The sequence below is a fragment of the Bacillus sp. DTU_2020_1000418_1_SI_GHA_SEK_038 genome (assembly GCF_032341175.1).
GTDB lineage: Bacteria > Bacillota > Bacilli > Bacillales > Cytobacillaceae > Cytobacillus.
The window spans coordinates 4,416,148-4,433,517 of record NZ_CP135435.1; the positions used below are offsets into that span (position 1 = coordinate 4,416,148).

The following is a 17,370-nucleotide window of genomic DNA, read 5'->3' on the forward strand; positions in this document are numbered from 1 at the left end:
AGGATTGAAAATAAGGTGCCTGACCCCCAATAGGTTAACGCTTTAACAAATTGGGGGTCAGGCACTATAAACTTGATTTATTTTCCAAAATAAATAAGGCCATAGGTTGATCTTATTTTACAGTACTATTGCCTCTATAAATGAAGTTTTATCTAAAGGCTGTTTTCTAAAAGAAATTTAAAATGACGAAATCAATGTACCAGTCGTATCATTATTTATTGTACTAGATGGATATTGATAAACAGCTGGGTTTCGTTCACACAAGTGTACCCATGCATCTACACATTTTGGGTCAAAGTGTATGCCTTTTTGCTCAATTAAATACTTTACGGCTTCGTTATGGGTCCATGCTTTTCGGTAGGATCTCTCAGAAGTAAGAGCATCATATACATCCGCAACAGCTGCAATTCTAGCTAAAAGCCCTATTTCCTCCCCTTGAAGCTTGTCAGGATAACCGCTGCCATCCCATTTTTCATGATGAGAACGTATGATACTGAGCTCATCTTTCATAAAACCAAGGGCTCTGCACATTTCGTAGCCTTTCACTGGATGCGTCTCTATAATTTCTCTTTCCTCACTTGATAGTTTACCTGGCTTATTGATAATTGAATCTGGGATACTTATTTTCCCTACATCATGAACTAGTGCTCCCTGAGCTATTGCCCTTAATTGTTCTGGTTTTAATTGAAGTTCTTCTCCTAGCTTCAATGCATACATGGTTACTCTAAAAGTATGGCCCATTGTATATGTATCTTTTTTTTCTGTAGTAACTATTAGAGCTTTAACACTTGGCGAAGCACTATTTGTCATTCTTTCAAATGGATCGTTTGTAAATAAGGCACGGATAGCACCTGCAAAACTCCCCCTCACTACATACTGCTTCATTAACCCAATAAGCATAACAATCATTGATGCTAATAATAGAAAATGATACATCCACCAACTTAGTCTCCATATCTCTCCCAAAACCATGATAAGCTGGGATACAATAAACCAGCCTGCACTATAGACAATCGATATCTGAAGGGGGAACCGTGAAAATCTATAAGTTTGATAATATCGAGTAATCGTAATTATATTTAATAGTAAGACGATAGCAGTAACAAACCAATTAAGAGGCTTTACATGTAATGGAATGAAATGCATGATATTTGGAAAACTCATTGATACTATACCAAAAATACTTAAGGCTAGTATCCAACCTGGAACAAGCATGCTTTGTCGCTGTGATAGTTTTTCAACAAGTTTATGATCAGAGGGTAGAGAAGATAACCATAACCATATAGTAGCTAATAACATACTTAACTGTGCTGCAACACCTGGTATATGTGTTTCAGGGAGCAAAAAGTGTGGTGTAGATAAACCATGTAAAGCAAACACAAGAGCTAGGGAAATGAAGGATAAAGCTAAAAAGCTAACCTTAATATTTCTTAGCCTTTTCCCAACAACTCCTACAGCTACAGCAAGTATGGTAGATAATATTGAAACTGCACTTACTATATAAAAGTGTCCTCTAGGCATTATAAAAAAAGGATCATCCAAATGCCCGCCTCTTAATAATTCAAATATGATAAGCGGTAGGGCAACTGCTATTAAAGGTCCAATAAAACTATAGTTTTTCAATTTTTTTCCTCCAAGTTTTGTACGAGTTTGTAGCACTCCCATATTATCATATTATACAAAAAATTTAGTTAACTTGTATATTCTATCAACTTTTTTAAAAATTGATAGATTTCCTTTAGGGTTTTATATAGGTAACTAATTAAGACTTTTAACTGGCTCGTCCTTTTTATCGTCTGGCTGTTTAGTGCTTAGCACAATATTTCTTGATTTGCGAACAACCTTCTTGTTAGTTCCATATACATATGGGTTATTTACGGAAGATCGACAGTTAAAATACGAATTTACTTATAGAATCATCTGAGTAAACTGGTGTATGGAGAATATATCCGAGCATGCCTACTCTTTCGAAGATTTTTGAATAAAGTAAGTTTTTTATTTACACAATAAGATAGGCTTATTATTTATATTTCTATCTTTATTAAGAAAGGCAGCGGATCATGGATACTGTCATCTATTTATTACTTACCATCGCATATCTATTTCTATTCGTACTAGGTATCCTGTTGACTAAAGGGCACAGTTGGACTGACATTGGAAATGTACTACTAATGGTTATTCTTGCTTTACTCTATGATAATGGGATCCTTGCACTGGGGAAATATATTGGAGAGGGAGACTTACTGAGGTCATTAAACTTAGCCCGGTACTATTTGCATGCCCTTATCACCCCCTTGCTTGTCCTCTTTGCCTGGTATACTTTAGTAAAGGCAAATATAAAATGGACAAAAAAAAGCATCGTCCAATGGCTCGCTGTTTTATTGACGATTTGTTTGATTATCGTTGAATTCGTAACAGTGGTCAGGGGAATTTCTCTAGTACCTGCTATGAAGTATGGTGTCTTAGGCTATAAAAATGTTGGAGCAGGAGAAGGTCCTCCCATCATGGTCATTGGTGTCTCCATTGTGTTAGTCATCACATCGATTATGATCTGGATAAAGCAAAAATGGCCATGGTATTTTATCGGAACCTTGATTATGGGCCTCGCACCAATGATCCACTTGAAAACGGATGCCTTACATAATATAGCTGAATTTGTATTAATGCTAGCCCTGCTTGCTACAAAGGCTTATCAAGATAAAAAGAAATACAGATGAACGACTGGGAATGAAAAGTATCCTCATAAACAATAAAAATCCCAACCATTGATTCAAGTTGGGATAAGTTAAAACTTCATTTACTTATGGTACGGATCCCCGCAAACTAGCGGATTTTTAGATTCAAATCTCTTGTCTACTTGTAATCATTTTTTGGTCCCATATCCATTAAAACTTCTACCATATTTGAAGACCCCATCCTAAGTTTAGGCCTAAACTCTGAGTCTGGCTTACTATAAAGCTCTAATGGACTTATAATAACTCCATTTGGCGTGTTATGAAGGATTCCGGGCACACATGTATAAATTCGATCATTATTATTTGCATTCTTGGAGGATATGGTAACGGAGGTTCCGCTATGATTATCTATACTCATGGATACCTTGTATCTGTAGAATGAGCCTGTTCCATTTGACTGAGCAGAATAAACCACAGGAACCACTGCGAGAATATCATCTGTTAATCGTAATTTAATTATTTCTGTCTTCGTTGACCAGCCGCCTCTCCCAATATCCCCCATATGTTCCACTGCCCCGTTCCCATAGCGGTAGAGGGGAGGTGTTCCCTCAGCTCCAAACATAGCTACATCTATCTGCCTACCGTCCTTTGTATAGACTAAAGCATAAATATCATAATCTGTCCCAGTCTTCCAAGATACTGTAGCCGTAATTTCTGGTGTTTTTTCAATGATAACTGGCTTTTGTCCTTTTTCGAGACTTACCTTACCCTTTACCTTTTCAAGGCTTATCGTTGACATCGTGTTTTGACTATTATTATTTCCTGGAACAGTTACAGTCTTATCAGGTTCTTTTGGAGTTTGTTTTTGAATAGTTTTAGGTTCAGATGGCTTGTTATGCTCATCCGATTCAACCTCAACACCGTAATTTTTACATAACCCTTCAAGTCCGGAATCAAATCCGCGCCAGATTGATCTTGCCTTTGTTTGGCCATTCCGTAGATATAATTCCGATACGACTATTCCATTTTCATTTTTGAAGCTAGATGGGGTTAACTGGATAATATTATTATCGGTACATATCTCGGCCTTTAAATTCTTAACATTTGAAAATCCCGTGCTATTATCCTCTGTAAGAGTTATAGCTATTTTAGTAATACCTGCAGGGACTTTACTCATGTCAAAATTAATTTTATGTACTTTTGTATTACCTATATTCTCAGATGGTAGGAGGGTAGCTACTCCAGAAGAGCTCGTTGGCTGATTATAAAAAATAATCCCGCTATCCCCTTGTACCTTGTCTGAATCAGTTAAAAGAAAAGCTGTTAAAGATATATCTATCGAATTAGAAATTTCGTAGCTAACAATAACATTCCCTTTTGGAGAACTTAAAACAGTGTTTGCTCCCATCTGAAGCAGTTGATTCATATAAACCATTCCTTCCTTATCTATGCATTGATTACCTAACTCGAATTAAAACTGCTCTTATCTATGATACGGTTCACTGTTAACGATTTAAGTGTAGCAAATAATTTTTTCGCAGCATAATTATTACAATCTTTATTTAAGTCTATATAGCTAATTCAATAAGTAAAAACAAACTTATCATTAAATGGAAAAAAATCACCCTAAGCTATGACAAGCCAATAGGGTGATTGACCGCTCTTCAGCGGTCTAAAATATTTTAGTTTTATACTAATACTAATCAGTAATAAACAATAAATAACTTTAAGCGTATTACTAATTTAATTTGAATATATAATAATTTATTTAGATTACCACACCGACTGGGAGTAGACCTCCGGATGCTGCACCAGTCTACCTACCGCTGGGTAGACCGTTTCACCTCGATCCCATCGGCTACCCTCAGCTCCGCTCCGTCGATGTCATCGATGATGTTTTCGACCATTCTGAGGTCTTCCCCGGCATCGATTCTAATGCCGTTGGCGGCCTGTCTAATGACGTTGCTCTCGATCCTGATGCCTGAGGGGATTCCTGTGCCCCGCCCGTCAGCACCGCGGTCCTCACTGAGCCGGATGGCCCAGAACCCGTCAGTCCCTCCAGTTATGTGGTTACCGAGCAACTCCGTGCCTGGCGCATTGCGAATCTCGATGCCAGCCTTCGAATCCTCCCTGGCGGTGATCCTGTTGTTCTCGATAAGGGTGTCAGGAGTTCCCAGGATGACGAGGATTCCCTGACGGTTTCCAATCAGATCGTTGGAGTGCACCCAGTTTCCAGGTCCTGAGGCATCGTGCTTGTTCTTGGAACCGCCGGAATTTCCCAGCGCGATGCCTGCCCGATGCCCGCCGATAACCGTGTTGTCCCGGATCTCGTTCAGATACTCACCCTCGCCGTGCAGGTCGATGGCATCGAGGTGGCTGCCGATGATGGTATTCTCCGCCACGAGATTGTTGTGCGTGGGAAACTGCAGCAGAATGGCGTGCCGCAGATGCCTGCCATCGAATGTATTGCCGATGACGACATTGTGCCTGGAATCGTTGGTGGCATCCGGGTCGTGCTGGTCCGCTGAGCCCTCGATAGCGATGCCGTAGCCCTGTCCCCCAGGGCCAACGGCAGTTGCTTCACTTACGTTGTTTCCAGAGAGGGTCACTTCACGGCTTGCCTTGACGGAGATCCCGTGGCGCTCGAACCTGCGGATGTTAAGGTTCTCCACAAGGACCCGGGAGCTGACCTTCCCTTCGCGGGCTCCGAGGTAGATCCCGTACATCGGGCCGCCACCCGCATCGCTGTCTTCGGGGTCATCGCCGAGTGGACCCTCATGACGTGAGGTAATGGTGAAGTCACCGACAATGACATCGTGGACGCCGGAACCGCGGATCACCCGGCTGTCATCCTCGCCATCGAGGGAGGTTAGCAGCACAGTCCGCTCCTGCCCCTCACCGCGCAGGTCTACACCACTGCGCAACACGATGTTCGCCGACTTGTCGGTCGGGTCAGTGGAGCGCAGGTCATATGTGCCGGCCGGCAGTACGACCTCGTCACCTGGTTCAGCCGCGTCCAAGGCCGCTCGGATGGCTGTTGCATCGTCTTTTGAGTCCGGATCCGGATCTGCCCCGAAGTCGGTGACGTCCAGGGTCCTGCCTGTGGCCGGACCTGGTTTCGGCACCTCGATCGGCACACCGGAACGGTCTACCAAACCGGGAACCTGCCAGTCGCCGCGCTCGGACGGGGCAGGTTCTACGGCGTCATCGCTCTCGACCGGCTCCTCTGATTCCTCGAAGGTGCATGCGGTCAAGAGGACCACCAATCCAAGGATCACCAACCACGAATGCACAAGATCCCGCCTGCTGTTCCGAACGAATTCCTTCATCTGACTTTTCACATCCTTCCTGTCTCTTTTAGTGCCTCTTATCGCCCGTGGAGGCGTGGAGAAAAGGGGTGAGCCCGCGAGCTTGGCGATTCTCACGCCAAGGCCAGCGGGCTCACTATATTCGGGATGCCTAACAAACCTCTACTCTATCAGGTCACCGATATCATTCCATTGCCAGGGGGTCCAACGATTAAAATCCCCTGTCCCTTGCTATTATCATTGGCTATTGCCATCGTTGTTGCCTTGGCCGTTACCTTTGTTCTTGCCCTTGCCCTTGTTGTTGTCCTTTTTCGTGTCCCTGCCGTGTTTGAAGTTCAACGGGACATCCTTTTCTAATGGAGTGTCTGCTGATGAACCACCGACATGCACGCGGTACTTACCGTCAGCAGTTGCCCACTCGCCGTCTGCCCAGTTAGCAAGGTTGTCCGGTTCTTCCGGAATGAAATAGGAGAACGGGTGGTTAGAGTCTTCATGGTTAATACGCACAGTCACACGCTCTTTCTCACCAGGCTCAAGGTAAACCTTCTCGAAGTTGACTAACCGTTTAGTCGGCTGCCCTGCCTCGTCTGGTAGAGTCAGATAGACTTGTGCAGCTTCTTTACCGGCAACATCACCTGTGTTCGTGATCGTGAAGGACACGTCAATACCAGACAACGTGCCGTTGTTGCCTTTGCCTTCACCACGGACTTTTTTGACTTTAAGATCGTCATACTCGAAGCTCGTGTAAGACAAGCCGTACCCGAATGGGAAGACCGGCTTCATGTTGTTTGCCTCGTACCAGCGGTAGCCCATCTCAAGGCCCTCTGTGTACTTGGCAATTAGTTGGTCGGAACCGTTACCGTACGGGCCCGGTCCACCTGGCTTGCCAGTGTCTTGACGGGTTCCAGGGTACTGCTCCTCGGTCGCGAATGCGGCCTCACGCTCAGTGGCACCGAACGTCATCGGCAGCTTGCCGGAAGGATTGACCTTACCGTAGAGCAGGTTAGCGACGGCATTGCCATCCTCCATGCCCGGGAACCACGCAGAAAGGACAGCTGGGACCTCATCCAACCACGGCATGAGCACCGTACCGGAAGTCTTCAGTACCACAGCGGTGTTCTCAGCGTTGGCCTTAAGGACTGCATCGATCATCGGCTCCTGCTCAACCCAGTCCTCTCGGTCCGGGTTCGTGTCAAGGTCGATGGCAGGGAAGCCCAGTGTATCGCGGTCCGCGGTCTCATGCGGATTGTCACCGACCATCAGAAGTACAACATCGGACTCAGCGGCCAGCTTGGCGGCAGCCTCGGGGTCACGTCCATCGTTGTACGTTACTTTTGTATTGTAGCCCATTTCCTCAATAATATTCTCTAAGCCCTCCTGTGGAGTTACCGTGTAAGGAGCCTCAACGTTCTCGTTGTTGTCCCGGACGGAGCGCGGAGACATCTTGGCCTCACCAGCGAACCACTCAACGCCGATCAGTGCGATTGATTTCGGTTTGCCGTCCAGTGGCAGGAAGCCGTCAGCGTTCTTTAACAGCACCGCCCCTTCCTCGGCCATCTTGCGTGCGCTGGCGCCGTTGGCCATCGGATCAACGATTTCCGGCATGAACTTATCAAATGGCTTATCCATGTGGCCATACTCGATCATCTTGACGTACCGAGGACGAAGCAAATTGTCGATGTCGTCTTCAGTCACATGACCTGAGTCGAGGGCCTCCTGGATCTTCTCCTGGGTGTAGTACTGAGGTGCCCAGTCGAGCTCGACATTCGTCCCCGCCTTAATGGCAGCAACCGTGTCGTGAATCGCGCGACGGTCACTCATGACGTAACCATCGAAGCCCCACTTGTTCCGCAGAGCATCTTGGAGCAGTTCAGAGCTGTCACAGGCAAAGGTGCCGTTAACATCCGGGAACGAGCACATCACGGAAGCCGGATCAGCATCCTTGACAGTCATCTCGAACGGCAACATGTACAACTCGTTCATGGCCTTTGAGGGAACCTGGACACCCATTGTCCATCGCTCGGTCTCCTGCTCATTGCCGGCCAAGTGCTTTAGCTGGGCCTGAACTCCCTGGGCCTGAATGCCCTTGACTTGCTCAGTCGCCAGAGTACCCGTCAGGTACGGGTCCTCACTGAAGTACTCATAGTTCCGGCCATTGTACGGGTGACGTACGAGGTTCATTCCCGGTCCAAGCAGCACGTGATGCGCGAAGGCCCTTGTCTCCTCGCCAAGGATTCGACCGGCCTCATAGTTCAACTCGCGGTCGAAGGTCGCAGCCATAGCCAGGGTGGATGGCAGTCCCGTTGCTTCCGGGTCATTGCCACACGATCCGCCTTTCACGCCCGTACCACCGTTGGTCATGCGGATTGTGGGGATACCCAGTTCCTCGATCCCGCGAATCTGCCGGCCAGTGTCCTGCCACTCACACCCGGGCAGGGTACCCTGGGGCTCGAATTCGCCGTTCATATACTTGCTAGTACCGCCCCTTTTGATGACAACCGCCTCACCGGTGTCGTTCTCATTGAAGCGTGAAATGGCGATTTGCTGGATCTTCTGTTCCATCGTCATCTCATCAAGAAGCAGCTCGGTACGATCCTCAGCAGAGAGCTCGGTGTTCATCCAAGGTCTGGTCCCTTCATTTCCAACGTTCTCCGCATTAGCAGGAATTACTAATGAAGACATGAAGATCGTTGCTGTCAAAAAAATTGAATTAATTCGTTTTATCATCTTATCTCTCCCTTACTAACTATTTAACTATATTAGTATAGGGAAAAACTATTACACTAGTATTAACTGTTAATTACAGATCACTAACAAAAACCACAAGGTTAGTAACAATCGTAAAGTCCTGAAAATGCATTAAAACACTGTAACAATCAATGATTTTCCAAATAAACAAACAAAATAAATAAATTTAAATGAACATTATTATAAATATACTGAAACAGGTTAGAAGGACTTTTTTATAAAATAAGATTTTTTAATATAATATTTGGAAATGCAATCGAAGGTGGTATGTAATGAATGAAATAAGTATTTCCCTTATTTGCATGATGGAATACCCACGTTCCTATCACCTCTTTACTTATGGTAAGGTTCATCTCAACTGTTTAAGGGGTGGTTTTTGTATAAGATATAGGGATACCTCCCTTAGAATAAAACGACATGTTCGCCAGAAGCAAAACCGAGGAGCATGTATAGTATTTTATAAATACAACTTTTCTACTTATCACTTTTTACGAATTAATAAATGAAAATTTGCATAATGATCTAAAAACCAATAGGAGTTGATTGCTTGAGGAAATTCATTCCTGAAAAATTATCTGTCGAATACACGGGTGGTGTTACGGATACCGGACCTGTCATACCAAGGCGTTACACGTTAACTCACTCTGATTTAACCGGTGATCTATTTTTAACAATTGGAATTCATTATGCCTGGAATAAAATTAATCCCATGAGAGATGAGGTATTAGGTGAATGGAAAACGAACGGAAGTTTCTTATATTATTGTGTTTATTTATATATTGATCAAGGAGAATATAACCAAAATGTGTCAGCAAAACGCAATGAAATATTTAGACGGGAATTACCGCTTGCCTTAACAGCTATTCGATACGGAGATAGGTTATTATTCGATGTATACCCGCATCTTGATCAAACTTCAATCATAATTAACTTTATGTCCATCTATCCTCAGTTTGCTAGACAAGAAAGTTGGGGGACTTTCCATATATTTAATAACACAATTATTAGAACAGATCTTGAAAGAAGCCAAGGAAAGTAAAAATCAAAATAATCTTATTGAAACTGAAATTTCAGGATCAGTAGTCATGTTATCTGAGGTTTCTGAGGCAAGTGAGGAAGTTGCGAATACAGTCAATTCCATTGATACTAAACTGCTCCATTGTCTTGCCAAGACTACGATTCGCGAGATTCCACTCGTGGCCTAGTGGCTCCGATCATAGTTTTGACAAGTTCACAATGAGCGCTACTTGATTCACTCTTTTTCCCTTTAGCCTCATATTGAAAAAAAACGCACCTATTTATGGTACGGTTCACCGTATTGTAACTAAATGAGGTTTTCAGTTTGATATCAACTAATGTTACTAACAAGAAAAGAGTCAAGCTATGTCTTATTGCCCCCAGTTACTGCCAACACTAACTTTTCACTTCTTTTTAGCTTCATATACTTTCAACTGCTTACCTTTTATTGTTGTGTCTTTCATCTTTTTCAACACAACCGGACCTTTATCATCTAATATTTCAACATAAGAAACATTATCTAATATTGTAATGATACCAATATCCTCCACTGATACTCCGTCAATTTTTGCAATCGTTCCAACAAAATCTACTGCTCTAAGCTTCTTTTTCTTACCGCCATTAAAGTACAACTTCATGATTTGCTTGTTTAATCTTTCACTTTTTGCTTGTTTAATCGTTGGTTCCACATTCATTTTTGCTTCAAAGGCAGGTTTCTTATCTGAAACTTCCTCTTTTGAAGGAGCGGCAATTTTCGGAATCTCAAAACCAATGTATTCTTCAATTTCACTTAAAAACCGATCTTCAAATGGTGTAACAAAAGTGATGGCTTTCCCTTTTTGACCTGCTCGTCCTGTTCTTCCCGTACGATGAACATAGCTTTCTTTCTCTAACGGGAGGTCATAGTTGATGACATGTGTAATATTATCAATATCAATCCCTCTAGCGGCTACATCCGTAGCAATTAAATAACGAAATTCCCCTCTTCTAAAGTCATTCATCACGTCAAGCCGGTCCTCTTGTATCATGCCGCCGTGGATTTGATCACAGCTATAACCTAAATCCACTAACTGATCACACAAAGTATCTACTCGATCTTTTGTTCGACAGAAGATGATGCAACTATCTGAATTTTCAACAATCGTTACATCTTTAAGCATAGAAAATTTATCGTCTTCTGCCACTTCAAAAAGAGAATGATCAATTTTATCAGTCGTGAGTCCCGTCGACTTAATTTCAATATCAATAGGTGTTTTCATATAGTTAAGTGAGAGGTTTTTAACCTCCTCTGGTAAAGTAGCTGAAAATAACATTGTGACTCGTTTTCGAGGTATTTCTTTGATAATGGCCTCTACTTGTTCAATAAATCCCATATTTAACATTTCGTCCGCTTCATCGATAACAAGATAGTGGATCCGATCTAAGGCCAGAGTCCCTCTTTCAATATGATCTAACACACGACCTGGAGTACCAACGACTACATGCGTTTTTTGCTTTAATTCTGTTTTTTGAATGGCAAAAGGTTGTTTTCCATAAACAGCTGTTGCTTTTATCCGTTTATATCTGCCTAAGTTTATAAAATCCTCTTTCACTTGAACAGCAAGTTCTCTCGTTGGTGTCAAAATTAAAGCTTGAGGTTTATTTTCCTTCCAATCAATTAATTCACAAATTGGAATCCCGTATGATGCAGTCTTCCCACTTCCGGTTTGTGATTTCACGACAAGATCCATTTTCTCTAACACAAGAGGAATGACCTTACTTTGAACGGCTGTTGGGTTTCTATATTCTAAGCTATCCAACGCGTTTACTATTTCCTTACTTAATTTATAATCGTTAAAACTTTCTTTGGACATAACTAAGCCTCTTTTTATTTTGGATTATTTACCTTATTATTTTCGTAAAGATTGTTACCCTTTTCAAACTACATTATACGCGAACTTCGCCTTGTAAATGAGTTAGTGCTTGAATTAATAAAAAAAATGACCTGTCTCTTATCTGTTCTATTTATCCCTGTTTAAAACTTATTCTTGATATCTTTTTTACCTGTCTAGCAAACTACACTACTTTTGGAAAGTTTCTTAAAATAAATGAACGAATGATTCGAGTGATTACTTGCAGCTATGGAGAGGGAGAACAATGCCAGTTGTATATTCGCCAAGGGCCAAACGATGTGCAACCGTTACAACTCCACTGACCTGGTCTGAATTGGAAAGAGGTTTAAAAGTTTTTTCAATGTTCATATAAACCTTTAAAAATGCCAAAAACAGCACCCACCTCTTTTCGTCCCATTCATCGCCCTTGAAGGCTTTGAAAAAAACAATGAGCCTGCGGGCCTCGGCATAATTCACCGAGCCTGCGGGCTCACTATCTTTTGGTTACCTGACGACTCCTACCGGGTCGCCGACTTCATCCCATGGCCAAGGGCCTATTGACGTGATTTTACTTTGCCTTTGTCCTTAATCTTGTCCCTGCTGAGTTTGAAGTTCAACGGGACTTCCTTTTTTAACGGGGTGTCTGCTGAGGAACCGCCGACATGTACACCGTACTTTCCGTCAGCGGTAGCCCACTTGCCGTCAGCCCAGTTCGCAAGGTTGTCCGGTTCTTTCGGAATGAAGTAGGAGAACGGGTGATTGGAGTCAGCCTGATTAATCCGCAAAGTCACTCGCTTGCTCTCACCGGGCTCAAGATAAACCTTTTCGAAGTTAACGAGTCGCTTGGCTGGCTGACCCGCCTCCTTTGGCAGGGTCAAATAGACCTGGGCGGTTTCTTTGCCGGCAACTCTACCGGTGTTCGTGACGGTGAAGGACACGTCAATACCAGACAATGATCCTCCTGGGCCACCTCCTTCACCGCGAACCCTCTTCACCTTGAGGTTGCCATACTTAAAGGTCGTATACGACAGGCCGTACCCGAATGGGAAGACAGGCTTCACGTTATTAGCCTCGTACCAGCGGTAGCCCATCTCAATGCCCTCTTTGTACTGGGCAATTAGCTGGTCGGAACCATCCCCGTACGGGCCAGGGCCACCTGGCTTGCCGGTTTTTTGACGAGTTCCAGGGAATTGCTCCTCGGTCGCAAAAGCAGCCTCACGTTCGGTGGCACCGAAAGTCATAGGCAACTTGCCGGATGGATTGACCTTTCCATATAGCAGGTTGGCGACGGCATTGCCATCCTCCATACCCGGATACCATGCTTGAAGGACTGCAGGAACCTTATCCAGCCACGGCATGAGTACCGTACCCGAAGTTTTCAAGACTACCACCGTTTTCTTTGCGTTGGCTTTCAAAACCGCGTCGATCAGAGGCTCCTGCTCTACCCAGTCCACTCGATCCGGGTTCTTGTCGAGATCGATACGCGGGAAGCCGAGTGTCTCGCGGTCCTTGGTCTCATGCGGGTTGTCGCCGATCATGAGAAGCACAACGTCGGACTCAGCGGCAAGCTTAGCAGCAGCCATCGGGTCACGGCCATCATTGTACGTCACTGTGGTGCTATAGCCCAGCTCTTTGATCACATTCTCTAGGCCCTGTTTTGGCGTGACCGTATAAGAGGTCACTACGTTCTCGTTGTCGTCCCGAACGGAGCGCGGGGACATCTTGGCAATACCGGCGAACCACTCGACGCCGATCAGCGCGATTGACTTCGGCTTGCCGTCCAGTGGCAGGAAGCCGTCATTGTTCTTCAATAGCACAGAACCTTCCTCGGCCATCATCCGTGCGCTAGCGCCATTGACCTTCAGATCGACAATCTCCGGTAGGAACTTGTTGAAAGGCTCATCCATGTGACCGTACTCAATCATTTTGATATACCGTGGACGAAGTAGATTGTCAATGTCGTTCTCTGTCACCTGACCCGAGTCGAGGGCCATCTTGATCTTCTCTTGAGTGTAGTATTGTGGTGCCCAGTCGAGCTCGACATTCGTACCCGCCTTGATGGCAGCGACCGTGTCGTGAATCGCGCGACGGTCACTCATGACCCAACCGTCGAAGCCCCAGTTACGCCGCAGAGCATCTTGAAGCAATTCAGAACTGTCACAGGCATAAGTGCCGTTGACATCCGGGAATGAGCACATCACGGAGGCTGGGTCAGCATTCTTGACGGTCATCTCGAATGGGAGCATGTACAGCTCATTCATTGCCTTTGAGGGAGCCTGGACACCCATCGTCCACCGCTCGGTTTCCTGCTCGTTGCCAGCTAGATGCTTGAGTTGGGCCTGGACACCCTGTTTTTGGATGCCCTTGACCTGCTCGGTCGCCAGAGTACCAGTCAGGTATGGGTCCTCACTGAAGTACTCATAGTTCCGGCCATTGTACGGGTGGCGCACGAGGTTCATGCCCGGTCCCAGCATCACATGATGCGCGAAGGCACGTGTCTCCGCGCCGAGGATTCGACCGGCCTCATAGTTCAGCGCTCGGTTGAAGGTCGCGGCCATAGCCACGGTGGACGGCAGGCCCGTCGCAACTGGGTCATTGCCACACGATCCGCCCTTCACACCCGTACCACCGTTGGTCATGCGGACTGTGGGGATACCCAGTTCCTCGATTCCACGGATCTGCCGGCCGGTGTCCTGAAACTCACACCCGGGCAGGGTACCCTGAGGTGGGAATACGCCGCTCATATACTTGTTACTACCGCCCCTTTTGATGACCACCGTCTCACCTTTGTCGTTCTCATTGAAGCGTGAGATGGCAATTTGCTGGATCTTCTGTTCCATCGTCATCGCATCGAGAAGCAGCTTGGTGCGCTCCTCAGCAGAGAGCTTGGTGTTCATCCAGGGCTTGGTCCCTTCCGCTCTAACGATCATCGCATTAGTAGGCATTACTAACGTAGATATGAAGAGTATTGATGTCAATAAAATTGGAATCATTCTTTTCATCTTAAAATCTCCCTTACATCTAGTTGTCTATTGAAACAATGCATTTCATCTTAGTATCCCCCTAATAACTTTTTGTCTATTCGTGTCGTGTCATAGTAGTCTTCAATGACTACTCTTAAGAAACCTCATTTATTTATGGTACGGTTCACCTTACCTATTTAAGCAGCAGTTTTGGCTCATTATTTTAAAAAAAGTAAACTCAAGAAGACACTAGCCCAAGTTCGATAAGGAATATAAGTTGGTAGGTCGATTTTATGTGGATTAGATTAAGAGGGGAATCAATCCTTTTTTATTTTCTACCATCTATTTAAAGTATTTTGACTTTTAAAAATATCCATTAATGTTTAAACTAGGAAGTAGGGAATTCGATAAGGGGAGGTTTTAGCAATGCCAGTTGTTTTAAAGAGATTTGAAGAAACTGAAAAGGATTTTATACTTAGACTGAGAAATGACCAAACTACAGTAATGTTTGACCCCCACTATTTACACGAGCACTTATTAAAATACGGTGTAATGCCGAAAGTAGAGGAATGGAAGTATCCATTAATTTATTCCGCTTTTATACACGTAATGGAGTTAGGTCTTGGAGACGATACCCTAATACCAATGAAGAAAAATCCTCGTGAACAGAATATAAAATCTACACCATCCCGTAGAATAGCTCGAAGTCTTAAAAATACTGACATAGCTGAAGATGAAAGACCACATAATAAGTCTTTTTACTTATTAAATAGAGGAATTGTGCTAGTTGCTCATAAAATAAAATTTATAGATAATGTTATTTTCATTGGTGAGGATGAAGTAATTCCCAATGTAATTGAAATTATTATGGATAAAGAAAATGAAGGTAATATTGATGGGGGACATACTTATAAAATCATTAAGGATACCGTTATGAATATTAAAAAAAATGAAGACTTCCTTGATGCATATGTTCGCTTTGAAATTACAGTTAATTTCCATGGTGTTTCTCGGCTTGCGGAAGCACGGAATACCTCAGCCCAAGTTTTATCAAGATCAATTGTAAACTTACAGGGTGGTTTTGATATCTTAAAAGAACTAATATCTGAATTACCCTTCCATGATAGAGTAGCTTATAAACAATTCGAAAAGCATGAAGAAGGCTTAAAAATGATTCCTGTGGAGAATATTATTCGTTTATTAGATTTATTTAATTTGGAAAAAAACCCAAAGTATTCAACACTATCTAAATTTAGCAGGCGCCCTTCAATTCCACAAATGAAATGGGCCTCTGGTGCAGAGCAAATTATAAAATCATACGTTACTGAAATTGAGACTGCAGCTGAAGAAGAGCGTGATTCTGAATATGTTAAAATGGAACAAATAATTCCTGACATTTTCAGTATATATAGTTATTTGGAGAAAAATATCCCGGAAATATACAATAAAGTAGGCTCGGGCAATTCTACAGGTGGTGGAAATTATGCTCTAATTAGTTTTTCTAAATCTGATAAAAAGGTTCTATTCGACTCTTATCGAAATATTACTACATTTTCTAATGGCAATCTTATTGATGAGAATGGGATGAAGTATGATGTGCCTGGCGGTTTAATTCAGCCAATTATTGGCTCTTTACGAATGTTAGTTATGAAAAAAGATGACGGACAATACGAATGGATTAACGGTTTTGATCCAAATAATCATCAAGAATTAGAAGAAATTGTTCAACCATTAGTTAGTTATGTAGTTACTAAAGCTCGTGAAGAAACTCCTGATAAAGTTGCTAAGAGTAATGAACATTGGAATTATTGTTTAATGACTATAGACCAAACAAAAAGCTTTATAGAGGGAAACAATAAAAATGATAAATAATTTTTTTAGTGAAATTTTGTTATCAACACTTAACACTGTAAATAATGGAAGTTTCACTAAAGATTTATTACTAGATAAACTTAAAGCGGATTTTGATTATGAAATTGAAGATTATGATATTAGCCCAATTCTAGAAAAATGTATTGAAAAAAGGGCAATCAAAACTTTGTCCAATGGGATATTTGTTCTAACTGAGATTGGTCTCCTTCTTTTAGATAGACCAGATTCTGCCTATCAAAGCCTATGGAATATTTCTTATTTAGAAAATCTTGAAGATTACGCTTTACCTAAAGGTAATCCATTTGAAAAAAAACATGTTGAGTCTTTAAATGATCTTAATGAAGCCTACAGCACTTACTTAACAAATCTTAAAAAGTATATTAAGCACCTTCTGATAAGTATGAATGAATATAAATTTGAAGAATTTGTTATTAATATACTTATAGTTTCAGGCGAAGCACCGTTTGGTGAAGTAACAAAAAAAAGTGGTGACGGTGGAATAGATGGTTATCTTTATAGGACACGATTAAAACAAGGTGCTATGCCAGTTCAAGCAAAATGCTATGAGGAAAGTATTCTAATTAGTGTAAACGATATTAGGGATTTTATTGGTTCTATGCATCAAAGTCATAAAAATGGCTCTTATTTTGTTACAACATCAACTTTTACCAATAAAGCAATTGAAAAGGCGAAAGAACATGGAATCATTTTATTAAATGGAAACCAACTAGTTGATTTGATAATTGAGTTCAGAATTGGATTAGAACCTAAACATAATTTAGATTTTCTAATATCACCTGTCTTAGTAACTTTCGAATAGAACGAACTACCTGCCAAATAAAATTTTGGCAGGTATATTTTTAATAAAAACATTCTATAATCAACTATTAACATGCCTATCACTCCTCAAATATTG

General features: G+C 42.7%; 11 protein-coding genes. 5 read left to right on the plus strand and 6 right to left on the minus strand.

The annotated features are described in order from the left end of the window. Positions 1-177 precede the first annotated feature (177 nt). A complete protein-coding gene (locus RRV45_RS21800) occupies positions 178-1,623 on the minus strand; it encodes an HD-GYP domain-containing protein (protein WP_315666739.1) in 1,446 nt (481 codons plus the stop codon). Between the two features lie 437 nt (positions 1,624-2,060). Here RRV45_RS21800 and RRV45_RS21805 point away from each other — a divergent pair, with 437 nt between their 5' ends. Continuing rightward, positions 2,061-2,717: a hypothetical protein gene (locus RRV45_RS21805; protein WP_315666740.1), complete on the plus strand. Its 657-nt coding sequence runs from the start codon at positions 2,061-2,063 to the stop codon at positions 2,715-2,717. A gap of 136 nt (positions 2,718-2,853) precedes the next feature. Here RRV45_RS21805 and RRV45_RS21810 read toward each other — a convergent pair whose 3' ends face one another. The 3 genes from RRV45_RS21810 to RRV45_RS21820 all read right to left on the minus strand — a co-directional run bounded on the left by RRV45_RS21810 (position 2,854) and on the right by RRV45_RS21820 (position 8,710). Beyond that, positions 2,854-4,101, minus strand: a complete 1,248-nt coding sequence (locus RRV45_RS21810; RefSeq protein ID WP_315666741.1) for a TerD family protein — start codon at positions 4,099-4,101, stop codon at positions 2,854-2,856. 394 nt (positions 4,102-4,495) lie between these two features. Then, complete coding sequence (locus RRV45_RS21815; RefSeq protein ID WP_315666742.1) at positions 4,496-6,004, minus strand: right-handed parallel beta-helix repeat-containing protein; 1,509 nt, start codon at positions 6,002-6,004, stop codon at positions 4,496-4,498. 216 nt (positions 6,005-6,220) lie between these two features. After that, positions 6,221-8,710 carry a beta-glucosidase gene (locus RRV45_RS21820; RefSeq protein ID WP_315666743.1) on the minus strand — a complete coding sequence of 830 codons (2,490 nt, stop codon included), beginning with the start codon at positions 8,708-8,710 and terminating at the stop codon, positions 6,221-6,223. A 568-nt stretch (positions 8,711-9,278) separates the two neighbouring features. On the opposite strand from RRV45_RS21820, the gene RRV45_RS21825 reads away from it, so the two are divergent. Beyond that, the gene (locus RRV45_RS21825; protein ID WP_315666744.1) at positions 9,279-9,770 is read left to right on the plus strand and encodes a staygreen family protein; all 492 of its coding nucleotides are present in this window, start codon (positions 9,279-9,281) and stop codon (positions 9,768-9,770) included. A gap of 382 nt (positions 9,771-10,152) precedes the next feature. Here RRV45_RS21825 and RRV45_RS21830 read toward each other — a convergent pair whose 3' ends face one another. Further along, positions 10,153-11,601 (minus strand): DEAD/DEAH box helicase, encoded by a 1,449-nt coding sequence (locus RRV45_RS21830; RefSeq protein WP_315666745.1) that lies wholly within the window; start codon positions 11,599-11,601, stop codon positions 10,153-10,155. Positions 11,602-11,884: 283 nt separating this feature from the next. Here RRV45_RS21830 and RRV45_RS22180 point away from each other — a divergent pair, with 283 nt between their 5' ends. Continuing rightward, positions 11,885-11,992, plus strand: a complete 108-nt coding sequence (locus RRV45_RS22180; RefSeq protein ID WP_410489318.1) for a hypothetical protein — start codon at positions 11,885-11,887, stop codon at positions 11,990-11,992. 181 nt (positions 11,993-12,173) lie between these two features. Here RRV45_RS22180 and RRV45_RS21840 read toward each other — a convergent pair whose 3' ends face one another. Then, a complete protein-coding gene (locus tag RRV45_RS21840) occupies positions 12,174-14,621 on the minus strand; it encodes a beta-glucosidase (RefSeq protein ID WP_315666747.1) in 2,448 nt (815 codons plus the stop codon). Between the two features lie 387 nt (positions 14,622-15,008). Here RRV45_RS21840 and RRV45_RS21845 point away from each other — a divergent pair, with 387 nt between their 5' ends. Both RRV45_RS21845 and RRV45_RS21850 read left to right on the plus strand, forming a co-directional pair. After that, a complete protein-coding gene (locus RRV45_RS21845) occupies positions 15,009-16,454 on the plus strand; it encodes an AIPR family protein (protein WP_315666748.1) in 1,446 nt (481 codons plus the stop codon). Further along, complete coding sequence (locus tag RRV45_RS21850) at positions 16,444-17,274, plus strand: restriction endonuclease (protein WP_315666749.1); 831 nt, start codon at positions 16,444-16,446, stop codon at positions 17,272-17,274. Before RRV45_RS21845 ends, RRV45_RS21850 begins: the two co-directional genes overlap by 11 nt. Positions 17,275-17,370 lie beyond the last annotated feature (96 nt).